A 22,122-nucleotide genomic window follows, 5' to 3' on the forward strand; every position below is an offset into this window, starting at 1 on the left:
CCGCCCGTGAGCTTCCAGTCACCGCTGTGGCTGACCGCGCTCGTCCCCGTCGTCGCGCTGGCCGTCCTGTACGTGGTCAGGCAGCTGCGCCGCCGGGTGTACGCGGCGCGGTTCAGCCAGACCGGGCTGGCGTCGAGCCTGCTGCCCAAGCGGGCCGGCTGGGTGCGGCACGTGGCCTTCGGCCTGACGCTGGCCGCGCTGCTCGGGCTGGTGCTCTCCCTCGCCCGGCCCAGCACCGAGGTGCGGGTGCCGCGCGAGACCGCGACGGTCGTGCTCGCCCTCGACGTCTCGCTGTCGATGCAGGCCGAGGACATCGAGCCCAGCCGGTTCGAGGCGATGAAGGACGCCGCCGCCGACTTCGTCGAGCTGCTGCCGCCGCGGATCAACCTGGGGCTGGTGTCGTTCTCCGGGACCGCCTCGACGCTGGTGGCCCCGACCACCGACCGCGACCAGGTCAACGGCGCCATCTCCAACCTGGAGCTGTCGGAGGCCACCGCGATCGGCGAGGCGATCTTCACCTCGCTGACGACGATCAGCACCTTCCAGTCCTCGCTCGACGTCGCGGAGGGGGAGGACCTGCCGCCGGCGCGGATCCTGCTGCTCTCCGACGGCTACAACACCGTGGGCCGCGAGAACACCCAGGCGATCGCCGCCGCCCAGGGGGCCGGGGTCGAGGTCTCGACCATCGCCTTCGGCACCGACTACGGCTCGATCGAGATCGGCGGCGAGGTGACGCCGGTGCCGATCGACCGCGACGCGCTGCGGCAGATCGCCGAGGAGACCGGCGGGCAGTACAACGAGGCCCGCACCCGCGCCGAGCTCGAGGCCGTCTACGACGACCTGGGCAGCCAGATCGGTTACACCACCGAGCCGCAGGACGTCTCGTACTGGTTCGTGCGGGTGGCCACCCTGCTGCTCGCCTGCGGGCTCGGGCTGGCCGCCTGGCGTCTGCAGCGGTTGTTCTGACCGCTGATGGGCGTGGACATGCGGGCGCTCGTCGCCGACCTGGCCGCCGAGTCCGCCGACCTCGACCGGGTGCTCGCCGCGCTGCCCGACGAGGCGTGGGCCGCGCCGACCCCGGCCGCCGGCTGGAGCGTCGGCGACCAGGTCGCCCACCTCGCCTTCTTCGACGAGGCCGCCACCCGCGCGGCGCTCGACCCCGCCGGCTTCCGGGCGCAGGCCGAGGCCCTCACGGCGGACGGCGAGGACCTCGTCGAGGGGGTCACCGCCGCCCACCGCGGCCGTTCCCCCGCCGACCTGCTCGACTGGCTGCGGACCGCGCGGGCCGGGTACCTGCGGGTGTTCGGCGGGCTCGACCCCGCGACGCCGCTGCCCTGGTACGGCCCGCCGATGAGCGCCGCCGCTCGGTGACCGCCAGGCTGATGGAGACCTGGGCGCACGGCCAGGACGTCGTCGACGCGGTCGGGGCCGCCCGGGCACCCACCGGCCGGCTGCGTCACGTCGCCCACCTCGGCGTCGCCACCCTCGGCTGGAGCCACCGCGTGCGCGGCGAGGAACCCCCCGCCACGCCCGTCCGGGTGGAGCTCGGCGCACCCGACGGCGGCACCTGGACCTGGGGCCCGGCCGGGGCCACCGACCGCGTCACCGGGCCGGCCCTGGACTTCTGCCTGCTCGTCACCCAGCGCCGGCACCGCGCCGACCTGTCGCTGCAGGCCACCGGTCCGGTCGCCGACCACTGGCTCGACGTCGCCCAGGCGTTCGCCGGCCCGCCGGGGCCGGGCCGCCGGCCACGGTCCCCCTCCGGTCCGCCCGGCTCCTGACCGCACGACGACGGGGCCGCCGGGGACGACGCTGTCCCCGGCGGCCCCGGGCTCGTGGTGTCCCCTCAGGGGACGGGGAGTGCTACACCGTGAAGCCGCGCTGGCGGCGGACCAGCTTCTTCACCATGAACACCGTCTGCAGCACCGTGAGCAGGTACAGCACCGGCCAGCCGATCGACAGGATCGCCGACTGGACGCCGATGCTCTGCTGGCTCCAGGCGTAGATGAGCACGAGGAACGTGGCGAGCGCGCAGACCGCCGGCATGACGTAGGCCGAGCCGCGGCCGCGCTCGGCCGCCGCCTGCGCCGCCCAGTTGTCCTTCTCCACCCGGGCGAAGAACTGCACCCACGCGGTGACGAAGTGGCCCATGCGGACCCACATGTACAGCTCCGCCGGGGCGATCAGCAGCGCGTAGAAGATGTCGACGGCGCTCTTGTCGTGCATCGACAGCGCGATGCGCAGGTTGAGCAGCATCGCCACCGCCGGCGGGATCAGCCAGACCGGGTTGAAGACGAACGCGTCGATCGACAGGGCGGCGGCCAGCAGCAGCAGGAACCCCATGCGGGCGCTGATGTTGAACAGCATCGAGACGTTCTCGTACCAGCGCAGCCGCAGGTTGGGGTGCAGCGGCTGGCCCTTGCTGTCGCCGCGCTGACCGGGCCACAGCAGGTCGATGCCGCCGAAGTTCCACTTCACCTGCTGGCCGTGCAGCGCCCGCAGCGTGGTCATCGGGCCGACGAACGCCCGGGCGTGGGCGCTGATCTTGGTGCTGAAGCCGGCGTCCTTGATCTGCAGCGAGAGCTTGGAGTCCTCGACCTCGGAGTCGCGCACCCACGGGGCGGACTGGTGGTGGCGGTACATGACCGCCTCCAGCGCGCGGACGCTGAACAGGCTGCACTGCCCGCCGAGCACCGCCATGTTCCGGCCGCGGACCAGGTTGTCCATGTTGAAGCCGGCGAACTGCGCCCGCTGGCCGGCGACGAGGAACCTCGCCATCGCGCCGCGCACCCGGGTCTTGTCGAAGGTGTAGATGGCCGAGAGCCCGCCGATGCGCGGGTCGGTGACCATCTCCTTCTCCAGCCACTCGACGCAGCGGCGGTCGAGGGTGGTGTCGCCGTCGACGCCGAGGATGTAGTCGTAGCCGCGGCTGACGAAGTAGCCGAAGTTGAGCGCGCCGACCTTCTTGTCGGGGTTCTCGCCGATGTCGTGCACGTGGACGACGGTCAGGTAGCTCTCGCCCTTGACCACGCGGACGTGCTCGCCGACGAACTGGCCGGCGATCTCCGGGGTGTCGTCGTCGGTGTTGTTGATGACGACGTGGATCGCGTCCGGCGGTCGGGTCTGCGACAGCAGCGAGGTGAGGACGTCGGCGATCGTCGACTCCTCGTTGTAGGCCGGGATGACGCAGCTGATCGTGGCGTGCCGCTGCTCGTCCCGGGCCTGCGGGCCGCCGAACTCCTCGGGCACCAGCGAGCTGATGTCCGGGACGGACTGGCCGCCGCGGGCGAGCAGGTGCACGCGGTCGGTCGCCCGCCGCTGGCCCTGGATGACGAGCTGGGTCACGAGGGGTCCTCCTGGAGGAGCGGGAGCTCGAGGGTGTCGAGCACGGTCTGGCGGTAGTAGCGCGCCGAGCCCGGCTCGGTCTCGACCAGCAGGTCGAACTGGACCGAGAGGCTCAGCGCGGTGGCGGCCGACGGCGCCCCGGGCAGCGACAGCGCGGTCGTGTAGCTGAACGGCGGGGTGAGGGCGAACTCGCCGCGGTCCTCGGTGACCAGCGTCCGGGTGGTGCCGTCGTCGCCGGTGACGGCGAAGCGGGTGACCAGCACCTCGGGGGTCTCGTCACCGCGGGAGTCGCCGGTGTCGCCGCCCTCGACGTGCGCGGCGAGCTGGATCGTCTTGTCGTCCTCGGCGGTCCACGTGGTCGCCTGGTCGGCGGTCCAGTAGTCGACGACGACGGTGCGGTCACCGGCCGGCAGGGTGCGGGTGAGCGAGCCGCTGTCCAGGTCACCGGCCGGCCGGTCCGGGGTGGACGGCGCCGCCGCGACCGCGGCGGTGGCGGCGGTGCGCCTGGCCGCGGTGGGCCGGGCGGTCTCCGACGCGGCGGCGACGTCGTCGCCGGTCGGCAGGTCGGGGCTCATGCTGACGTCGGGCAGCTGGCAGCCGGCCAGCAGGGCCGCCGACAGCGCGAGCGCGGCCGCACGGGCCGCCGTGGTGCGGACCGCGGACGTGCGCGGTCCAGGTGTGCCTTCGGGCACGGGGGTCCCCCCTCGGGAAGCGATTGGAAGACCGCAGGGGGACCGGGCGCCGTTGCACACCCCCGACTGCGAACGGGATCGACCGTATGTCGCCGGCAGGGCGTGCGGGGAGCCCCTCCAACCCGTCGGGGGGAGGGGGCTCACCTGGAGCGGGAGGGCCCGGGGCGGTGCGCCTGCGCAGCGTCACCGCCCCGGGGCGGACCTCAGCGGGAGGGGTCGAGGACGAGCTTGCCGGTGGTGCGGCGGGCCAGCAGGTCCTGGTGCGCCTCGCGGACGGCGGTCAGCGGGTACCGGCCGCCGCCGACGGGCTCCAGGGCGCCGTCGGCCACGAGCGGCAGCAGCTCGGTCATGGCGTCGTCCATCATCGACGGGCGGCTCATGCAGTGGGCTAGCCAGAAGCCGATCACCGCGCGGCTGGTGCCCATGAGCGCGGGCGCCTGCACCGGCTTGGGCGGACGGCGGCCGGCCATGCCGTAGGCGACCAGCCGGCCGAAGGGCGCCAGCGCGGACAGCGACCCGTCGAAGACGTTGCCGCCGGTCATCTCCAGGACGACGTCGACCCGGCTGCCGCCGTTGGCCTCGCGCAGCGCGGCGGCGAAGGTCTTCGGGTCGTCGTCGGCGAGGGCGGGGTCGACGGTGGCGTCGGCGCCGAGCTCCTCGGCCAGCGCGCGCTTCTCCGGGCTCGAGGCCGTGGCGATGACCCGCCCGGCGCCCCAGCGGCGGGCCAGCTGGACGGCGAGCGAGCCCACTCCGCCGGCACCGGCGATGACGACGACGGACTCCCCGGCGGCGAGGTGTGCGCTGGTGCGCAGCAGGTGCCACGCGGTGGCGCCCTGCAGGACGACGGCGAGGGCCTGCTCGTCGGTGACCGCGTCGGGCACCGCCCAGGTCAGCCGCGGGTTGGCGACCACCTTCTCGGCGTACCCGCCGCCCTCGAGCAGACCCACGACGCGCTCGCCGCCCCCGGCCGGACGGCCGACGAACTCCGCGCCCGGGACCAGCGGCAGCTGCTGCGGCGCGAGGTAGCTGTCCTCGGTCTGGTGGGTGTCGGCGAAGTTGACGCCGGCCGCTGAGACCTCGTAGAGCTGCTGGCCGTCGCCGGGGACGGGGTCGGGGAGGTCGACGACGTCGAGGACCTCGGGGCCGCCGAAGCGGGTGATCTGCACGGCTCGCATGCGCTTGAGGCTAGGAGGGCGAGCAGTTGGGACCGTGCACGGCCCGGACGGCCGGGTGTCATCCCCCCTGACACGGCCGGGCGTAGGCGCCGGTCGCGCCTGTGGGCCTGCTGTCGGGGGAGCGGGCCAGGCGCCTCCGAGCACGCCGCGGCATATACTTCACCGAGTTCGTACATATACAGCGACCGCAAGGGGTCTCCCCGGTGACGAAGCGCTTGATCGACCTCGACGACGAGCTGTTGGCTGTGGCCCAACGCGAGTTGAACACGACCGGGGTGTCGGACACCGTCCGCGCCGCGTTGCGACAGGCGGCGAGCGCAGGCGCACGAGCGCGCCAAGTGGCCTGGCTGCGTGAGGGCGGACTCGAAGCGATGACGGATCCCACCGAGCGAGCTGACGTGTGGCGGTGATCGCCCGCTTCCTCATCGACACCAGCGCGGCGGCCCGGATGCGGCTGGCCGCCGTTGCCGATCGGTTGGAGCCGCTGATCACAGGCGGTCTGGTGGCCACCTGCGCTCCCTTGGAGGCCGAGGCGCTCTACAGCGCGCGGAGCCCCGCGGAGTACGAGCAGGTGCGGGCCGACCGCCGCGAGGCGTATGAGTACCTGCCGACCGACGACGTCCACTGGCGACGTGCGTTCGACGCGCAGCGCGTCCTGGCTCGGACCGGGCGGCACCGAGCGGTCGGCATCGCCGACCTGTTGACCGCCGTGCTGGCAGCCGAGCACGGGATGACGGTCCTGCACTACGACAGCGACTTCCAGATCGCTGCCGAGGTGCTCGCGTTCGAGCATCGATGGGTCCTGCCACGAGGAACCGCGTAGCGCACACATCGGAGGTGGGCGGCAGCCGGTGTCCGAGGGGAGTTCGGATCTCCACGCCGCGGGACATCTGCGTGCCCCTCCCGTGCTGCTGACGTACCTCTCAGGACAGGGTCTGGTGGGTGTCGGCGACGTCCACGCCGGCTTCCGGGACCTCGTGGAGCTGCTGGCCTTCCTCGGAATGCTCACCACCGCCTCGAGTCGGCGGTCCCCTCGAGCGGGGGAGGGCCGGCCGCGCCGGCGGGGTACTCCAGCATCGGCACGGCGTCCTGCGCCCACGCCTGCAGGACCGGATCGACGATCCGCCAGGCCTGCTCCGCCTCCTCGCCGCTCACCGAGAGTCGGCCACCGCCGGACAGGAGGTCGGTCAGGACCTGGCCGTACGCGGTGCGCTCGCCCGGGGCTGCCACCTGCACACCGGGCTGCCGGCCTTCCTCCGGCGCGTCCAGCTCGATCCACAACCGGTCGGCCGCCACCCGCTCGGCGTCGCACGGGTCGCACGCCGGCGCGGCGGTCCGGAAGGAGAGGACGACTCCCTTGCGGGGCGTCCCGAGTGCCTTTCCGGTGCGCAGCACGAACCGGGTGCCGGTCCACCGAGGGGTGTCCAGCTCCAGGAGCACCTCGGCGTAGGTCTCGGTGCCGCGAGCGGGGTCGACGCCGTCCTCGTCGGTGTACCCGGGCACGGTCCGACCGATGGTGGTGCCTGTCCCGCTCAGTGTCCCGGCGGTGTAGCGCGCCCGTCGGGTCCGGACGGGGACCTCCGCGGCGGAGAGCACGCGGACCGACCGCAGCAGCTCCAGCTTGGCCGCGTGCAGGTCGCCCTCGGTCGGCCGAGCCGGCAGCTCCATCGCGACGAGGGTCAGGACCTGGAGCATGTGGTTCTGCATCACGTCCCTGACGGCACCGGTCCGGTCGTAGAAGTCCGCTCGGCCCTCGAGCCCCAGCGTCTCCTCCCACAGCACGTCGACCTCCGCGATGGAGGCACCGTCCCAGACGGGTGCCAGCGAGCGGCCGGGCGCGCGCAGGTCCAGCAGCGCCTGCACCGTGGGCATCCCGAGGAAGTGGTCGACGCGGAACGCAGCCTCCTCGACGCCGCCGGTCACGCGGGCGAGCAGGTCGTTCAGTGCCACTGCGCTCGCCAGATCGACGCCGAACGGCTTCTCCACCGCGATGCGGCTGCCGGCCGGCAGGTCCGCGTCACCGAGCGCGCCCAGCATCGCGGGGAACAGCGCGGGGGGCAGGGCCAGGTAGACGGCTACCGGCGCGCGGTCAGCGGCGCCGTCGCCGCCGTCGAAGGCCCGCGCCGCGGCGGCGACGGTGCCGGCGGCTCCGGGGTCGACCGCCCGGTACCGCAGGCGACCGACCAGCGCGTCCCGTACCGCGGTCGGTACGTCCCCGGCGTGCTCGCGCAGTCGGGTGGCCACGTGGGATCGGAACGTCCGGTCGTCCCAGTCCTGCACGGCGCCGCCCACGACCTGCAGGCCGTCGGGTATCCGGCCGTCGGCCGACAGCCGGGCGAGCGCAGGCAGCAGGAACCGCCCGGCGAGGTCGCCCGTGGCACCGAGCAGGAGCAACCGGCCGATCACCGGTACTCCCGGAGCACGGTGACGGCCGGGGGTCGACTGCACCCGGGCCATGGGTCCGGTCGCCGGGGCGGCGGGGCTGTGACCATGGCGCCGCCATCCTCCCCGAGCCCCGCGACCGGCGTCCACGCGGCCGGCGTCCACGCGGCCGGGGAAGCCGTCCGCGCACAGGGCGACCGGTGCGCAGTGGACCGCCCGTCAGCGGCTGCCCCGTGTGGTTGGGACCGTTCTCGGCTGGGGAACCTGCCGGCAGACCGGGAGCGGTCGCGGTCGACCGTCTGGGCCTCGACAGCCCGCACAGGACCACCCTCGGGGAGGAACAGCATGTCCACCTGGCTCATCACCGGCTGCTCGAGCGGGCTCGGTCGAGCCCTTGCCGAAGCAGTCATCGGGGCCGGCCACCACGCCGTGGTCACCGCGCGAGACGAGGCCAAGGTCGCCGACCTCGTGGAGCTGGCTCCGGATCGCGTGCTGGGGGCGGCGCTGGACGTCACCGACCCGGCGCGAGCGGCAGCTGTCTGTCGACAGGCCGAGGATCGCTTCGGCGCCGTCGACGTCGTGGTCAACAACGCCGGATACGGGTACCGCGCCGCGGTCGAGGAAGGTGAGGACGCCGACGTCCGTGCCTTGTTCGAGACCCACTTCTTCGGGTCGGTGACCATGATCAAGGCGGTGCTGCCCGGCATGCGGGCGCGCCGTGCGGGGGCGATCGTCAACGTCTCGTCGATCGGGGCGCAGGTCACCCCACCGGGATCCGGCTACTACGCGGCGGCGAAAGCGGCACTCGAGGGGATGTCCGGCTCCCTGCGCGGCGAGCTGCGACCGCTGGGCATCTCGGTGACGGTCGTCGAGCCCGGCGGATTCCGCACGGACTTCTCCGGTCGCTCGCTGACCCAGTCCCGGACCGTGATCGACGACTATGCCGAGACGGCGGGCAAGCGACGCAGGGAACACGACACGACGCACGGGACCCAGCCAGGCGACCCGGCGCGCGCCGGCCGGGCCATCCTCACCGCCGTGGAGGCCGCCGATCCGCCGGCGGTGCTGCTGCTGGGCAGCGACGCCCTGACCAGCTACCGGCGGGTGCTCGGCACGGCCCTCGCCGAGGCCGATGAGTGGGAGGAGCTGAGCGCCAGCACCGACTTCCAGGACTGATCCCCAGCGCGCCACCATCGGGTGGACGATCCCGCGCAGCACGTTCCGCACCTGCGCCATGACCGCGACGGCCCCTGATCGTGACCGGAGACGTCGCCGACGACGGGCTCGGTGCTGCCGTCGGGGACCTGAAGGCGTCGTACCGGGCACCTCCCACCTGCACCGCGCGCCGTCGCCGTCGGGTGGTCGAGCACCGGGCCGGCCCGCTCCATCCGCCTACCGCCCCCTCGGTACGGGTAGGCGTCCCGCATGTCCGACTTCGAGATCACCGCCCTCGTCCTGGCCGAGCACGAGGTCTTCCGGCGGGAGTTCTCAGCGCTCGAGGACCTGTCCGGCCAGGAGCTCGCCGCCGCGTGGGAGGCACTGCACGCCAAGCTGGAGGTGCACGCCGTCGCCGAGGAGCAGCTGTTCTACCCGCTGCTCGCCCAGGAGGCGGGGGGCGAGCAGGAGACGGCGGAGGGTGTGCACGACCACAACGAGATCCGGCACGCTGCGGCCGCCGTCGAGGAGCACGAGGTCGGCAGCGAGGCGTGGTGGGAGGCGGTGCGCACCGCGCGGCAGGTCAACGCCGACCACATGGCCGAGGAGGAGACGGACTTCTTCCCCCCGTTCAAGGAGGCCGTCGACGACGAGCAGCGCGAGGCCCTCGGGATGCGCTGGCTGGCGTTCCACGACGAGCACGAGCAGGCCGAGGGGCTGTCCGGCGAGGACGCGGAGGTGGCCGAGGTGGTCGCGACCGAGGTGCCGGAGGGCGACCCGTCCCTCTGAGCACGCCGCCCCTCTCCCAGGCTGCTGGCCGTCCGGCCGGACACCTGGCCGCCATCGCTCGGGGGCGCGGTGGTGCGCCGGGCGGGGGACCCCGGTGGCCGACCGCGTCCCGGGCGACGGCGCACGTGTCGCCCGGCGGACGCCGGGTAGTCGCCGGTGCCAGCGGCGGCAGGACGTGGGTCCTGGGGCCGGACGACAGCGACCTGGTGCTCGCGCCTGGTGCTCAGAGCGTTCGAGGAGACCGCGTGCCCCGTACTGGGTTCGGTGGCGCCGCGGCGGGGACGTCGTGAGCCTGCTGCCGCGGGCACCGTCCGAGATCGAGGTCGTCGCCCACCGCGGCGTCTCGGCGAAGGCCCCCGAGCACACCCTCGCGGCCTATCAGCAGGCGCTGACCCTGGGGGCGGACGCCGTGGAGTGCGACGTCCGGATGACCCGCGACGGCGTCCTCGTCTGCGTGCACGACCGCCGCATCAACCGGACGTCCACGGGCCGCGGTGTGGTGTCGGCGCTGGACCTCGCCGAGCTGGAGCAGCACCGCGTCGTCCACCGGCGACCACGGGGCGCCGCGATCCGGGGCCGCCCGCCGCGTCCCGCGGTCGAGGAGGACGACGACGAAGAGGCCGACCAGGACGCCGGGCGGGTGCTGACCCTGGACCGGTTGCTCGACTACGTGACGGCCTCGCCCGGGCGCGTGCGGCTGGCGATCGAGACCAAGCACCCGACCCGTCACGCCGGCCAGGTCGAGGTGGCCCTGCTCACGAGCCTCCGGCGGTTCGGGCTGCTCGCTGGCGGGCGTCCGCTCGAGTGGTCGGGGCGTCCGGCGGTCCGGGTCATGAGCTTCTCCCCGACGGCACTGCGGCGGGTGCGTGTCCTGGCGCCGGACCTCCCCACCGTGCACCTGGTCCGCCAGATGCTGCCGCGGACGCGGACGCGGACCGTCCTCCCGGCCGGCACCGCCGTCGGTCCGTCGCTCGCGTTGTTGCGCCAGGACCCGGGCCTGGTCCGACGGCTGCACCGGGCCGGCCTGCAGGTCCACGTGTGGGTGGTCAACCGTCCACGCGACATGCACCTCGCGCTGTCCCTGGGGGTCGACGCGATCATCACGGACGAGGCCGCGGTGCTGATGCACCTCCTGGGGCGGGACGGACCGCGGCCCTCGATGAGCACGGGCTGACCGTCGTCGGGACGTCCGACACGATCGGCGGGTGCACGACGGCAGACCAGGTACGTGAGGCCGAGCGCGACCGGCACCCGCGGTGCCGCGGTGGCGGAGGAGCCGCTGTCGGTCAGGTGCTGCCGCCGGGACCGGCCGGCTCGGGCCAGCCGGCCAGGGCGCCGATCCAGGCGAGCGCGAGCCAGGCGCCGGTGAGCGACCCGGTGCCGGTGCCGTCGCTGACCTCGAGCTGCCACGGCGCACCGGCCTGCCGTGGCCGCCGGGAGCCGCTGCCCGGCACGGCGCGGAGCACCTGCCACGACCCGACCGGCAGCGCCCGGGGCGGGCGTCCCGGTGCGACCACCCAGACGCCCTCCCGTGAGGCCGCCACCGACTCGCCCGGGGAGGAGGCCGGCCAGTGCAGCCGGACGACGCCCAGGTCCAGGTAGGCGGCCGGGTCCGTGGGCACCGTCCAGGTCGGGCGGCGGGCACCACCGGCAGCGTCCGCGCCCAGGGTGACCACGGCGGAGACGGCGTGCAGGACGGCGCCGAGCACCCGCCCCGCGCGGGCCTCGGGCGTGGCGTCCTGCACGCGCCACCCGACCAGGCCGCGCAGCTCCGCTTCGCTCACCCGGCCAGCCTGCCGCACGACCTGCGACGGCACGCGCTGGACGACGCGGTACCCAGCGAGCCGGTCGGCGGCGCTGACCGCATCGAGCCGGGGCGCCGTCCGGTCGTCCCCCGCCGGAGCCGGGCCGGCACCTCCGGGCGCGACGTCGGTCCGGCACCCGCGACCGAGCCGGGTGTGGAATGGCGCGATGACGCCCGCAGAGACCGTGCTGGCCTTCCACCGGGCCGCGGAGCTGCGGGACGGCTCCGCGTTCGGACTCGTCGCCGAGGACCTCGTCCAGCACGCCGCGGGGCCGCAGGGCCGCGAGGGCCTGCGACGGACCGCCGCGACGCTCGACCACGACCTCGACCGCCCGACGGTCACGATCCACCGCGTCGTGGCCCAGGACGACCTCGTCGTCGTGCACCTCACGATGCACGGGCGGCACGTGGCGTCGACGATGCCGCTGCTCGCCGACCTGACCCCGACTGGGAACGCCGTCGCGTGGGACTTCATCCACATCTGGCGGGTCGCGGACGGGTCGATCGTCGAGCACTGGGCCTGCCGCGACGACGTCGGCCTCCTCGCACAGGTCGGAGGCTGGCCGCGCTAGCCGGGACCTCGACGTCGGCGCGGAGGACCGGTCGACGGCGATGAGTCGTCGCAGTGGCCGCGGTCTCCACTGCACCGAACGACCGCTCCGAGGAGGACGAGATGACCGCGACCTACACGTTCGACGTCTTCTCCAGCCTCGACGGCTACGGCGCCGCCGGTGGCGACTGGACCGGCTACTGGGGCAAGCAGGGCCCCGAGCTGCTCGACCACCGCCTGGAGCTGTACCGCGAGGAGCAGCGGATGGTCTTCGGGGCCACCACGTACCGGGCGTTCGTGCAGATGCTGGCCGCCGGCGGCGAGGACTCCGAGGTGCGTGACCCGTGGGTCACCCGGATGGTGCACCTGCCCGCGACGGTGCTGTCGACGACGCTGAGGGAACCCCTCGACTGGCCGGACGCGACCGTCGCGAGCGGGAACGCCGTCGACGTCGTCGCCCGGCTCAAGGAGGAGTCGCCGGTGCCGTTGCGCTCGCACGGCAGCCTGTCGGTGAACCGGGCGCTGATGGCGGCGGGCCTGGTCGACCGCGTCCAGGTGATGATCTTCCCCGTCATCACCGGTCGGACCGGGCTGGACCCGGTCTTCCGGGGTGCGGCCGACTTCGACCTGGAGCTGGTCGAGAGCCGGACGCTCGACGGTCGCACCCACGAGCTCGTCTACCGGCCCACCCCTCACTGAGCGGTGTGGACGGGACGGCCACCGACCCACGTCGAGCGGACGGGGATGTCGACGACCTCGTCGGGTGGCACCTGGAACGGGTCACGGCCCAGCTCGACGAAGTCCGCGAGCATGCCCGGAGCCAGGGTGCCTTTCAGGCGCTCCTCGCCCGCGGCGTACGCGGCTCCGGTCGTGTACAGGCCGAACGCCTCGCGCACGCTGATCCGCTGGCTCGGCCCGATGGCGGTCCCGTCCAGCGCGCGCCGTTCGGCGCAACTGGTGATCGCGGCCAGCGGCTCGTACGGCCCGCACGGGTAGTCGCTGGAACCGGCGACGGGGATGCCGGCGTCGAGCAGCGTCCGGTGGGCGAACATGCGCTCGAGCCGGTCCCGCCCGTAGTAGCCGACCAGCTTGTCGCCGTGGAACCGTGCGTAGGAACCGAACGGGACGACGACGAGCCCGAGCGCGCGGATGCGGCCGACGATGTCGGCGTCGACCAGCGAGCAGTGCTCGATGCGGTGCCGTCGAGGCGGTGCCCCCGACGCACGGGCCCGCTCGTGGGCGTCGAGCAGCTTGCGGATGGCCCGGTCACCGTTGGCGTGCACGGCGAGGACGACGCCGTCGCCGGCCACCCGCTCGACCAGGTCGCGCAGGTCGGCGTCGTCCATGGTCTGCATGCCGTGGTCGTCGGTGCCCTCGAACGGCTCGTCCACCAGGCAGTTCCCGCCGGCGCAGGCGCCGTCGACGAACGCCTTGACCCCGAGCAGGCGCAGCCGCTCGTCCCCGAAGCCGCTGCGCAGACCCAGCGCGGCGATGCGGTCGTAGTGCGGGAAGGCCACCAGCATCGCCACGCGCAGGGTCAGCTGCCCGGTGCGGGCTGCCTCGGACAGCAGGGCGACGTCGTCGGGCCCGCACAGCGCGTCCACCATCGAGGTGATCCCGGCGGCGTGGAACACCTGCTGGGCGCGGGCGAGCCCGCGCAGGCGGGCGGCGGGCGTCGAGGGAGGGACGACGGTCCTGCCCCGCGCCAGCGACGGGTACGAGACGTCGAACAGCGCCTGCTCGTACACGACGCCGTTGAGCTCCCCGGCGGCGTTGCGGCCCAGCACGCCGCCCGGCGGGTCCGTGCTCGCATCGGCGAGTCCGGCGGCCGCCAGCCCGGCGGAGTTGAGCACCCCCCAGTGCGCGGCCACGTGGGTCAGCAGCACCGGGCGGTCCGGGACGGCACGGTCGAGGAACTCGCGGTCCACGACCCGGCCGCCGGTGGTCTTGGTGTGGTCGTAGCGCGAGCCGACGACCCACTGCCCCTGGTCGATCGCGGCGGCCTCCTCGCGGAGCAGCCGGACGAGCACGTCCTCGTCGGTGGCGACCTCCGGTGAGCAGTCGACGTGCAGCAGGTTCTCCGCGGTCATGCTCGGGTGGGCGTGCGCGTCGTTGAAGCCGGGGACGAGGACGCCGTCGAGCTCGACCGTGCGGTCGGGGCGGAACCGCTCGCGCAGCTCACGCGGGTCGCCGACGGCCGCCACCCGGTCGTCGAGCAGGACCAGCGCCTCTCCCGGCGGACCGGCGAGCGGGTGGATACGGTCGGCGACCACGAGCGTCCAGGTGCCCGGTCCGGCGGCCGGGGTTGCCGTGCTCACGCGGGGTCCCGGCGCACGCGCGGGACGCCGGCGCTGCGGAGGGGATCGAGGTGGGTCGCCTGCATGCCGGGGCTCCCTGTGCATCGTGGTCGACATCGTGCGGGTCGGACGCCGGTGCCGGCGTCACCCGTCCCGACGACGGGACGGGTGGCGCCGGGGCCGAGGTGAGTCCTACTACAGCCGGTGGTGCGGAGCAGCACGATCGACGCCCGACGAGCTCACCGCGCAGAGCCGCGCGTCGACATCCGGTCTCCCCGCCCGGCGGTCGGGTGGCGGCCTGGTGTCGTCCTCGTATCGTCCTCCGGCATGCGGCCCGCGGCGTCGGTCGACTCGGTCCGGAGCTGGGTGGTGGTCGCCGCGGCGTTCGCGGCGATGTTCGCCTCGTTCGGGATCGCCTACTCCTTCGGCGCGTTCCTCGAGCCGATGGCGGAGGAGTTCGGCACCGGTCGCGGCGCCACGTCCACGTTCTTCGCCCTGACGTCGCTCACCTACTTCGGCCTCGGCGCGCTCAGCGGCGTCGCGGTGGACCGCTACGGCCCTCGGCGCGTGCTGCTCGTGGGTGGAGTCGCCCTCGGCGCCGGGCTGGCGGCGACCTCGCAGGCGGGTGCGCTGTGGGTCGGACTGCTCACCTACGGCCTGGGGGTCGGCATCGGCGTGGCCTGCGCCTACGTCCCGATGGTGGCCGTGGTCAGCGGGTGGTTCGAGCGACGGCGCACGCTCGCGATCGGCGTGGCGGTGACCGGGATCGGCCTGGGGACCCTCACCGTCGCGCCGCTGGCCGCCGCGCTGATCGACGAGTTGGGGTGGCGGGACACCCACCTGGTGCTCGGGGTGGCCGGTGCAGCGGTGCTGGTGCTCTGCGCCCTGGTCGTCACCCGACCGCCGGTGCAGTCCGGGCCGGCGGCGCTGACGCTGGGCGAGGCCGTGCGCAACCGTGACTACCGGCGGCTGTACCTGGCCTCGGGCCTCATGGCCGTCGCGCTGTTCGTGCCGTTCGTGCACCTGCCCGGGTACGCCGAGCAGGCCGGGGTCGACCGGGTCGCGGCCGCGGCGCTGGTCGGGGTGATCGGCGCTGCGAGCACCGCCGGTCGACTGGTGCTCGGGGTGGTCGCGGCGAGGACCGGCGCCCTGCGCGCCTTCCAGGGGTGCTTCCTGACCATGGGTGCGAGCTTCGCGCTGTGGGGCCTCGGCGGCGGCTACGGCGTGCTGCTCGTCTTCGCCGTCGTGCTGGGCGTCGGCTACGGCGGCTTCGTCGCCATCGGTCCCGCCGTCGTCGCCGAGCGCTTCGGCACCACCCGCCTGGGCGGGCTGCTCGGAGTGCTCTACACCAGCGCCGGGATCGGATCGGCGGTGGGCGCTCCGCTCGCCGGTGCCGCCGTCGACGCCTCCGGCTCCTACGCCCCGGTCATCGCCGGGTGCCTGGCCCTCGGCCTGGCCGCCTACCTGACCACGCTCGGCGTCGGCCGCTGAGGAGCAGCGTGGCACGGCGCTCGTGGTCGGCCCTCGCGGCGGAGGCCGTCCGGCAGAGGCCGTCCGGAGGAGGGCCGGCCGCCGACGACCCGACCACCCCGACGGCATCCCGCCGGGTCCGGCGGCTCGGCGACGCGCGTAGCGTCAGTGGGGCGTCGGGCCGGCCCGGCGTTCGTCGTGCGTCCACAGCGGGCGCACCGAGCACGGAGCCCAGATCGGGTCCGCGGCCGAGATGACCCCTCGGTACCAGCAGACCGGAGGCCGCGTCATGGCCGACAGTCAGCCGCATCCCGTCACGGCGGCGGAGGCACTCGAGCGCCTGGGTCGGGTGTCCCTGCGGGAGCACTCGATGGAGAGCCTGCTCCGATCGGTCGTCGGTCTCACCAAGGCCGTCATGCCCGGTCACACCGAGGCGTCGATCACGCTGCTGGTGCAGGACCGGCCCACCACCGTGGTCCACACCGACCAGCTGGCCCTCGATCTCGACGAGCGGCAGTACGAACGCGGCCACGGCCCCTGCCTGCACGCCGCCCGCACCGGTGAACTGACCGAGGTGCCCGACACCCGCACCGACAGCCGGTGGCCGGACTACATGCCCCGGGCGGTCACCCACGGCAACCTCAGCTCCCTGTCGGTCCCGCTGGCCATCGACGAGGACGAGCAGGTCGCCGGCGCGCTCAACGTCTACGCCCGTGAGCCACACGCCTTCGACGAGGACAGCCGCAGGGCAGCCACGAGGTTCGCCCCCTACGCCGCGGTCGCCGCCGGGGACATGCACGCCTACCGGAGCGCCCTGGACAGGGCCGACGCGCTGCAGGCCGCGCTGGAGTCCCGCGCGGTCATCGACCAGGCGAAGGGCATCCTGATGGGACGTCACAGGTGGACCCCGGACAAGGCGTTCCACGTGCTCGCACGCACGGCCATGACGACCAGGACGACGATCGGACAGGTCGCCGACGCCGTGGTCCGCACCGGCCGACTGCCGCTCCCGTGACCCGGCCGGTGGCGAGCACCGGCGAGGTCGCCATCCCGACGGCCACCGTCGGGTTCCCGCGGTCCTGGCCGCGGGCGCGGCGTCGCAGGAGCAGCCACGTGACCGCGAGGACCGGCAGTCCGGCCAGGGTGACCACGCCGTCGAGGAGCGGTGCGGTGGCGCCCACCGCGGTGCCCGCGGCGACCAGACCCCAGGCCCAGAGCAGCGCCGCGGGGACCGTTCCCCGCAGCATCGTCGTCAGCGGCACCCCGGCTCGGGCGGCGATGCGCGGTGCGAGCGTCCGCGACCCGGTCACGAGCTGCGACACCCCGGCCACGCGCACCGGCCGCCGGGCGACGGCGTCCGACCACGGCCCTGCCGACCGGTCGACCAGCGCCCGCACCGGCCCGGGCAGCAGCCGTCCGAGCGGCCCGCGGGTCGGCAGGAGCGTGCCGGGGCCGGTGCGCGCGGCGCGGCGGTGACCGAGCGCGGCGCCTCCCACCGTGGCGGCGGCCACGGTGAGGGCGGCCACCGGCACCGGGACCAGCCCGGCACCGGCGAGGACGCCGACACCGACCACCAGCGACGAGCCGGGCAGCACCAGGCCGATGATCAGGCCCGACTCGGCCACCAGCACCACGGCGACCACCGCCGGCACGGTGCACGCGGGCAGGGTGCTGAGCCAGTCCATCAGCCGACCCGCGGGCCGGAGAGCGCGCCGGTCGCAGGCGTCCCCCCGGCGCCGCGGCGGCGCTGGACGAGCAGGACGGCGACTGCCGGGACCAGCGTGAGTGCGGCGAGGACGGTGCCGACGGCCGCGGGGCCGGCGGCCCCGAGGCCGGAGCCGAGGGTGAGCCCGGCGATCCCGGAGCCGGCGGCGGTGCCGAGGTTGTACGCCGCGACCGACATCGCCACCCCCAGGGTGGGTGCCACGCCGGCGAAGCGGACGGCCATCGCCGACAGCACCGGGTTGGCGCTCAGGCCCACGAGGCCGAGCAGGGCGACGAGCACCACCGCGGGCACGGCCAGCGGGGACAGCAGGGTGATCGCCAGCAGGACGACGGTCGTGACCGCGGGGACGGCGATCGTGGTCACGTGCGGGTGGACGTCGCCGAGGCGCCCGCCGACGACGGTGCCGATCAGGGAGCCGACGCCGAAGCCGACGAGCACCAGCGGCACCAGGCCGGCCGCGAGACCGGCGCGGTCGGTCAGCAGCGGGGAGACGTAGGAGTAGGCCGACAGCACGCCGCCGGTCGTGGTCGCGCAGGCGGCCAGCACCAGCCACAGCCGGACCGAGCGCAGCGCGCCCAGCTCCGACCGCAGGGACACCGCCTGCCGGTCGGGGCCGTCGTCGGGCACCTGGCGGGCGACGAGCGCCACGGCGGCCACCGCGAGCACCGCGAGCGCCCAGAACGGTCCCCGCCAGCCGCTCAGCTGCCCGGCGAACGCGCCGAGCGGCACGCCGAGGACGTTGGCCAGCATGCCCCCGGCGCCCACCAGGCCCAGCGCGCGGGCGCCGGCGCCGGGACCGGCGGCGCGGGTGGCCACCACCGACGCCACCGACCAGAACGCCCCGGTCGCCCACGCGGTGACGAACCGGGCGGCGAGCAGCAGCTCGAAGCTGGAGCCGAGGGCGACGACGACGTGCCCGGCGGCGAAGACCACCAGGGCCAGCAGCAGCGTCGTCCGTCGCGGCATCCGCCGGGTCAGCAGCGCCATCGCCGGTGAGCCGACGATCATCCCGGCCGCGAACACCGTGATCAGCAGCCCGGCCTGCGCCACGGTCACCTGCAGGTCGCCGGCGATCTCCGGCAGCAGTCCCGCCACCACGAACTCGGTGGTGAGCATGAGGAAGGTGCCGGCCGCCAGCACGTACACGACCAGCGGGAGCGGTCCCCGGGCCCCGGCGGCCGGGCCGGCGGGCGGTGCCGCCGGCCCGGCCGGGTGCGTCAGCTGGTCCGCGGTCACCGCAGGGTCGCGGCGTCGATGACGAACCGGTAGCGGACGTCGGAGGCCAGCACGCGCTCGTAGGCCTCGTTGACCCGGTCGGCGGGGACGACCTCGACCTCGGCGCCGATGCCGTGCGCGGCGCAGAAGTCGAGCATCTCCTGGGTCTCGGCGATGCCGCCGATCATCGAGCCGGCGTAGGAGCGGCGGCCGCCGATCAGGGACATCGCGTTCAGGCTCAGCGGCTCGGCGGGCGCGCCGACGTTGACCAGCGTGCCGTCGACGGCCAGCAGGGACAGGTACGCGTCGACGTCGATGGTGGCGCTGACGGTGTTGACGATCAGGTCGAACCGCCCGGCCAGCTCGTCGAACGTGGCCGGGTCGCCGGTGGCGAAGTAGGCGTCGGCCCCGAGCCGCAGGCCGTCCTCCTGCTTCTTCAGCGACTGCGACAGCACCGTCACCTCGGCACCCATGGCGTGCGCGAGCTTGACGGCCATGTGACCCAGCCCGCCGAGGCCGACGACGGCGACCCGCCTGCCCGGCCCGGCGCCCCAGCGGCGCAGCGGGCTGTAGGTGGTGATGCCGGCGCACAGCAGCGGCGCGGCGGACGCCGGGTCGATGCCGTCGGGCACGCGCAGCACGAAGCCGGCGTCGACCACGACGTGGGTGGAGTAGCCGCCCTGCGTCGTGGTGCCGTCGCGGTCGGTGCCGGCGTAGGTCGGCACCATGCCGTCGAGGCAGTACTGCTCGTCTCCGTTGCGGCAGTTGGTGCACTGCCCGCAGGAGTCCACCATGCAGCCGACGCCGACCCGGTCGCCGACCCGGTGGGTGGTGACCTCGGGCCCGACCTCGGCGACGACGCCGACGATCTCGTGGCCGGGGACGACGGGGAAGGGCTGGGGCCCCCAGTCGCCGTTGACGGTGTGGATGTCGGAGTGGCAGATGCCGGCGTACTCGATCGCGATGAGGACGTCGTGGCGGCCGACGGCCCGGCGCTCGATGGTGGTGGGGGCCAGGGGCCGGCCGGCGGCGGGGGCGGCGTAGGCGGGGACGCGCATGGGGGAGTGCTCCTCGTTCAGCGGTGGTGGTCGGGGTGGGGCGGGCGTCGGTCGGCGGCCGGGCCGGCGGCGTACTCCTCGTCGGCCCCGGACAGGACGCGGTCGCCGGGGCGGATGACCTCGACGGGTCCGCCGCGGCGCTGGCACAGGCCGACGCCCTAGGTGACGAGCACGGTCTGGCTGAGCGGGTGGCGGTGCCAGCGGGTGCGCGCGCCGGGCGTGAAGTGCACCGGGTCGGCGGTCACCCGGGACGGCCTGGGCGCGGCGGCGACGGCGTCGATCCGGACGTCGCCGGTGAACCGGTCCGCGGGGCCCCTGACGGTGTCCATGGAGCTGCGGGTGATCTGCACGGTGCTCCTCCTCGGCTGTCGGTCAGGGACGCAGCAGCGTCTTGATCGCGCGCCGCTCGTCCATGGCGCGGTAGCCCTCGGCCGCCTGCTCGAGCGGCAGGTCGAGGTCGAAGACCCGACCCGGGTCGATGGCCCGGTCGGTGATCAGGTCGACGAGCTCGGGCAGGAAGCGGCGCACCGGCGCGGGCCCGCCGTGCAGGTGGACGCCGGAGAAGAACAGCTCGTCGCCGGGCAGCTGCACGTCGTGCGAGACGCCGACGTAGCCGACGTGCCCGCCGGGACGGGTGGCGCGGATGGCCTGCAGCATCGACTCCTGCGTGCCGACGGCCTCGATGACCGAGTGCGCGCCGAGGCCGCCGGTGAGTTCCTTGACCTCGGCCACGCCCTCGTCGCCGCGCGTGGCGACGACGTCGGTGGCGCCGAACTCACGGGCCAGGGCCTGCCGGGACCCGTGCCGGCTGAACACGACGATGCGCTCGGCGCCGAGCTGCCTCGCCGCGAGGACGCCGAGCAGGCCGACGGCGCCGTCGCCGACGACGGCGACGGTCTTCCCCGGCCCCGCCTCGGCGGCGACGGCGGCGAACCAGCCGGTGCCCAGCACGTCGGAGGCGGCGAGCAGACCCGGGACGAGGTCGTCCGAGGGCGTGTCGGAGGTGGCGACGAGGGTGCCGTCGGCCAGCGGGACGCGGGCGTACTCGGCCTGGGTGCCGATGGCGCCCATGGGCTCGGCGTGCACGCAGCGCGACTGGTAGCCGGCCCGGCAGATCTCGCAGGTGTTGTCGCTGGCGAAGAAGGAGCCGACGACGAACTGCCCCGGGCGGATGGCGCGGACGTCGCTGCCGACCTCCTCGACGACGCCGACGTACTCGTGGCCCATCGGGGAGGGCCCGTCGACCGCCTCGACGCCGCGGTAGGGCCACAGGTCCGACCCGCACACGCAGGTGGCGGCCAGCCGGATGACCGCGTCGGTGGGCTGCTCGATCGTCGGGTCGGGCCGGTGCTCGACGCGGACGTCGCCGGGGGCGTGGAGGACGGCTGCTCGCATGTCGGTGCTCCTCGTGGAGTGGGGGGACTGGACTCCACGGAACGCCTCCGGGCGCGCGTGTGGGAGGTCGGGTCTGTGGGGGGGAGAAGCTCGACCTCCCTCCACCGGCGGGGCGACGTAGCGTCGACGGCGTGGACAACCGCGCCGACATCCGCGACTTCCTCACCACCCGCCGGGCGCGGATCACCCCCGAGCGGGCGGGGCTGCTGCCGGGCGGAGGCCGGCGGCGGGTGACCGGTCTGCGCCGCGAGGAGGTCGCCGTCCTGGCCGGGGTGAGCACCGACTGGTACACCCGGCTGGAGAAGGGCCACATCGCCGGCGTCTCCGAGGACGTCCTCGAGGCCGTCGCCCGGGCGCTGCAGCTGGACGAGGCCGAGCGGGCCCACCTGTTCAACCTGGCCCGCGCCGCCGCCCGGCCGTCCCGCGCGCCGCAGCGGCGTGGCGGCAGGGCGCCGATCCAGCCCCGCGTGCAGTGGATGCTCGACTCGATGACGGGGTCGGCCGCGTTCGTCGCCAACGGCCGCCTGGACGTGCTCGCGACCAACACCCTGGGGCGGGCGCTGCTCTCACCGCTGTTCGGTGACCCGCGGCGGCCGGCGAACTTCGCCCGCTTCCAGTTCCTCGACCCGCAGGCGGGGGACTACTACCTGGACTGGGGCAGCGCGGCCAACGTCACCGTCGCCCTGCTCCGTGCCGAGGCCGGCCGCCGCCCGCACGACGCGCAGCTGCGCGAGCTCGTCGGGGAGCTGTCCACGGTCAGCGAGGAGTTCCGGACGCGCTGGGCCGCGCACGACGTCCGCATCCACCACAACGGCGCCAAGCAGTTCCGCCACCCCGTCGTCGGCACGCTCGACCTCGGGTACTGCACCCTCGACCTGCCCACCGAGGACCACGCGGACCTCCGCCTGACCATCTACACCGCCGAGCCCGGGACGCCCTCCGAGGACGGCCTCAAGCTGCTCGCCAGCTGGGCGGCGACCTCCGCGGCGTCGACCGCGGGCGACGCGTCCCCCCCGGCGAGCGACCGGACCTGAGCCCGCGCGGGCGGCGGCCGGAGCCCCGCCGAGCG

General features: G+C 74.7%; 24 protein-coding genes. 14 read left to right on the plus strand and 10 right to left on the minus strand.

What is annotated here, in order from left to right; all coding sequences use genetic code 11:
- Positions 1-6: 6 nt before the first annotated feature.
- From JOD57_RS22370 to JOD57_RS22380, 3 genes are read left to right on the plus strand one after another with little or no spacing between them, the layout of a single operon-like run.
- On the plus strand, positions 7-966 hold the full coding sequence (locus tag JOD57_RS22370) for a VWA domain-containing protein (RefSeq protein WP_204694032.1): 960 nt from the start codon (positions 7-9) through the stop codon (positions 964-966).
- 6 nt (positions 967-972) lie between these two features.
- Complete coding sequence (locus tag JOD57_RS22375; RefSeq protein WP_204694033.1) at positions 973-1,371, plus strand: DinB family protein; 399 nt, start codon at positions 973-975, stop codon at positions 1,369-1,371.
- Positions 1,372-1,382: 11 nt separating this feature from the next.
- Positions 1,383-1,781 carry a maleylpyruvate isomerase family mycothiol-dependent enzyme gene (locus tag JOD57_RS22380; protein ID WP_239573008.1) on the plus strand — a complete coding sequence of 133 codons (399 nt, stop codon included), beginning with the start codon at positions 1,383-1,385 and terminating at the stop codon, positions 1,779-1,781.
- A gap of 82 nt (positions 1,782-1,863) precedes the next feature.
- Here the strand turns inward: JOD57_RS22380 and JOD57_RS22385 are convergent, their stop codons facing one another.
- The 3 genes from JOD57_RS22385 to JOD57_RS22395 form a co-directional block, all read right to left on the minus strand.
- A complete protein-coding gene (locus JOD57_RS22385; protein ID WP_204694034.1) occupies positions 1,864-3,345 on the minus strand; it encodes a glycosyltransferase family 2 protein in 1,482 nt (493 codons plus the stop codon).
- Entirely contained in the window at positions 3,342-4,037 is a 696-nt protein-coding gene (locus JOD57_RS22390; RefSeq protein WP_204694035.1) for a hypothetical protein, read from the minus strand. The genes JOD57_RS22385 and JOD57_RS22390 overlap by 4 nt, the downstream gene beginning before the upstream one ends.
- 203 nt (positions 4,038-4,240) lie before the next feature.
- Positions 4,241-5,212, minus strand: coding sequence for a quinone oxidoreductase family protein (locus JOD57_RS22395; RefSeq protein ID WP_204694036.1), 972 nt, complete (start codon positions 5,210-5,212; stop codon positions 4,241-4,243).
- 203 nt (positions 5,213-5,415) lie between these two features.
- Between JOD57_RS22395 and JOD57_RS22400 the strand changes: the two genes are divergently transcribed.
- Both JOD57_RS22400 and JOD57_RS22405 read left to right on the plus strand, forming a co-directional pair.
- Positions 5,416-5,622 (plus strand): DUF2191 domain-containing protein, encoded by a 207-nt coding sequence (locus JOD57_RS22400; protein WP_204694037.1) that lies wholly within the window; start codon positions 5,416-5,418, stop codon positions 5,620-5,622.
- Positions 5,619-6,035 (plus strand): PIN domain nuclease, encoded by a 417-nt coding sequence (locus tag JOD57_RS22405; protein ID WP_204694038.1) that lies wholly within the window; start codon positions 5,619-5,621, stop codon positions 6,033-6,035. The genes JOD57_RS22400 and JOD57_RS22405 overlap by 4 nt, the downstream gene beginning before the upstream one ends.
- Positions 6,036-6,217: 182 nt before the next feature.
- Here the strand turns inward: JOD57_RS22405 and JOD57_RS22410 are convergent, their stop codons facing one another.
- A complete protein-coding gene (locus tag JOD57_RS22410) occupies positions 6,218-7,618 on the minus strand; it encodes a glucose-6-phosphate dehydrogenase (protein WP_204694039.1) in 1,401 nt (466 codons plus the stop codon).
- 321 nt (positions 7,619-7,939) lie between these two features.
- Here JOD57_RS22410 and JOD57_RS22415 point away from each other — a divergent pair, with 321 nt between their 5' ends.
- The 3 genes from JOD57_RS22415 (at position 7,940) to JOD57_RS22425 (ending at position 10,712) form a co-directional block, all read left to right on the plus strand.
- A complete protein-coding gene (locus tag JOD57_RS22415) occupies positions 7,940-8,770 on the plus strand; it encodes an oxidoreductase (protein ID WP_204694040.1) in 831 nt (276 codons plus the stop codon).
- Between the two features lie 249 nt (positions 8,771-9,019).
- The gene (locus tag JOD57_RS22420; protein ID WP_204694041.1) at positions 9,020-9,538 is read left to right on the plus strand and encodes a hemerythrin domain-containing protein; all 519 of its coding nucleotides are present in this window, start codon (positions 9,020-9,022) and stop codon (positions 9,536-9,538) included.
- Positions 9,539-9,824: 286 nt separating this feature from the next.
- Complete coding sequence (locus JOD57_RS22425; protein WP_204694042.1) at positions 9,825-10,712, plus strand: glycerophosphodiester phosphodiesterase; 888 nt, start codon at positions 9,825-9,827, stop codon at positions 10,710-10,712.
- A gap of 112 nt (positions 10,713-10,824) precedes the next feature.
- Here JOD57_RS22425 and JOD57_RS22430 read toward each other — a convergent pair whose 3' ends face one another.
- On the minus strand, positions 10,825-11,322 hold the full coding sequence (locus tag JOD57_RS22430; protein WP_204694043.1) for a hypothetical protein: 498 nt from the start codon (positions 11,320-11,322) through the stop codon (positions 10,825-10,827).
- A gap of 187 nt (positions 11,323-11,509) precedes the next feature.
- Between JOD57_RS22430 and JOD57_RS22435 the strand changes: the two genes are divergently transcribed.
- The gene (locus JOD57_RS22435; RefSeq protein ID WP_204694044.1) at positions 11,510-11,914 is read left to right on the plus strand and encodes an ester cyclase; all 405 of its coding nucleotides are present in this window, start codon (positions 11,510-11,512) and stop codon (positions 11,912-11,914) included.
- Between the two features lie 101 nt (positions 11,915-12,015).
- On the plus strand, positions 12,016-12,591 hold the full coding sequence (locus tag JOD57_RS22440; protein WP_204694045.1) for a dihydrofolate reductase family protein: 576 nt from the start codon (positions 12,016-12,018) through the stop codon (positions 12,589-12,591).
- Here JOD57_RS22440 and JOD57_RS22445 read toward each other — a convergent pair.
- Entirely contained in the window at positions 12,585-14,210 is a 1,626-nt protein-coding gene (locus tag JOD57_RS22445; protein WP_204694046.1) for an amidohydrolase, read from the minus strand. The genes JOD57_RS22440 and JOD57_RS22445 overlap by 7 nt on opposite strands.
- A 306-nt stretch (positions 14,211-14,516) precedes the next feature.
- Between JOD57_RS22445 and JOD57_RS22450 the strand changes: the two genes are divergently transcribed.
- The 3 genes from JOD57_RS22450 (at position 14,517) to JOD57_RS22460 (ending at position 17,135) form a co-directional block, all read left to right on the plus strand.
- Complete coding sequence (locus tag JOD57_RS22450; RefSeq protein ID WP_204694047.1) at positions 14,517-15,680, plus strand: MFS transporter; 1,164 nt, start codon at positions 14,517-14,519, stop codon at positions 15,678-15,680.
- Between the two features lie 268 nt (positions 15,681-15,948).
- Positions 15,949-16,674: a GAF and ANTAR domain-containing protein gene (locus JOD57_RS22455; RefSeq protein ID WP_204694048.1), complete on the plus strand. Its 726-nt coding sequence runs from the start codon at positions 15,949-15,951 to the stop codon at positions 16,672-16,674.
- Between the two features lie 155 nt (positions 16,675-16,829).
- Positions 16,830-17,135, plus strand: coding sequence for a hypothetical protein (locus JOD57_RS22460; protein WP_204694049.1), 306 nt, complete (start codon positions 16,830-16,832; stop codon positions 17,133-17,135).
- 208 nt (positions 17,136-17,343) lie between these two features.
- On the opposite strand, the gene JOD57_RS22465 is transcribed toward JOD57_RS22460, so the two are convergent.
- From JOD57_RS22465 to JOD57_RS22480, 4 genes are all read right to left on the minus strand, one after another.
- The gene (locus JOD57_RS22465; protein WP_204694050.1) at positions 17,344-18,621 is read right to left on the minus strand and encodes an MFS transporter; all 1,278 of its coding nucleotides are present in this window, start codon (positions 18,619-18,621) and stop codon (positions 17,344-17,346) included.
- Positions 18,618-19,658: an NAD(P)-dependent alcohol dehydrogenase gene (locus JOD57_RS22470; protein WP_204694051.1), complete on the minus strand. Its 1,041-nt coding sequence runs from the start codon at positions 19,656-19,658 to the stop codon at positions 18,618-18,620. Before JOD57_RS22470 ends, JOD57_RS22465 begins: the two co-directional genes overlap by 4 nt.
- A gap of 158 nt (positions 19,659-19,816) precedes the next feature.
- Positions 19,817-20,008, minus strand: a complete 192-nt coding sequence (locus JOD57_RS22475) for a cupin domain-containing protein (protein ID WP_239568745.1) — start codon at positions 20,006-20,008, stop codon at positions 19,817-19,819.
- 22 nt (positions 20,009-20,030) lie between these two features.
- Complete coding sequence (locus tag JOD57_RS22480; RefSeq protein WP_204694052.1) at positions 20,031-21,053, minus strand: zinc-dependent alcohol dehydrogenase family protein; 1,023 nt, start codon at positions 21,051-21,053, stop codon at positions 20,031-20,033.
- 131 nt (positions 21,054-21,184) lie between these two features.
- Here JOD57_RS22480 and JOD57_RS22485 point away from each other — a divergent pair, with 131 nt between their 5' ends.
- Positions 21,185-22,087 carry a helix-turn-helix transcriptional regulator gene (locus tag JOD57_RS22485; protein WP_204694053.1) on the plus strand — a complete coding sequence of 301 codons (903 nt, stop codon included), beginning with the start codon at positions 21,185-21,187 and terminating at the stop codon, positions 22,085-22,087.
- Positions 22,088-22,122: the final 35 nt, after the last annotated feature.

Source organism: Geodermatophilus bullaregiensis, from assembly GCF_016907675.1.
Taxonomy (GTDB): domain Bacteria; phylum Actinomycetota; class Actinomycetes; order Mycobacteriales; family Geodermatophilaceae; genus Geodermatophilus; species Geodermatophilus bullaregiensis.

Excerpts from the sequence above, each read along its gene's own strand:
- JOD57_RS22375 (WP_204694033.1), top strand. The coding sequence starts at position 973 with ATGGGCGTGGACATGCGGGCGCTCGTCGCCGACCTGGCCGCCGAGTCC.
- JOD57_RS22380 (WP_239573008.1), top strand. The coding sequence starts at position 1,383 with ATGGAGACCTGGGCGCACGGCCAGGACGTCGTCGACGCGGTCGGGGCC.
- JOD57_RS22395 (WP_204694036.1), bottom strand. The coding sequence starts at position 5,212 with ATGCGAGCCGTGCAGATCACCCGCTTCGGCGGCCCCGAGGTCCTCGAC.
- JOD57_RS22415 (WP_204694040.1), top strand. The coding sequence starts at position 7,940 with ATGTCCACCTGGCTCATCACCGGCTGCTCGAGCGGGCTCGGTCGAGCC.
- JOD57_RS22420 (WP_204694041.1), top strand. The coding sequence starts at position 9,020 with ATGTCCGACTTCGAGATCACCGCCCTCGTCCTGGCCGAGCACGAGGTC.
- JOD57_RS22435 (WP_204694044.1), top strand. The coding sequence starts at position 11,510 with ATGACGCCCGCAGAGACCGTGCTGGCCTTCCACCGGGCCGCGGAGCTG.
- JOD57_RS22440 (WP_204694045.1), top strand. The coding sequence starts at position 12,016 with ATGACCGCGACCTACACGTTCGACGTCTTCTCCAGCCTCGACGGCTAC.
- JOD57_RS22450 (WP_204694047.1), top strand. The coding sequence starts at position 14,517 with ATGCGGCCCGCGGCGTCGGTCGACTCGGTCCGGAGCTGGGTGGTGGTC.
- JOD57_RS22455 (WP_204694048.1), top strand. The coding sequence starts at position 15,949 with ATGGCCGACAGTCAGCCGCATCCCGTCACGGCGGCGGAGGCACTCGAG.
- JOD57_RS22470 (WP_204694051.1), bottom strand. The coding sequence starts at position 19,658 with ATGCGCGTCCCCGCCTACGCCGCCCCCGCCGCCGGCCGGCCCCTGGCC.
- JOD57_RS22480 (WP_204694052.1), bottom strand. The coding sequence starts at position 21,053 with ATGCGAGCAGCCGTCCTCCACGCCCCCGGCGACGTCCGCGTCGAGCAC.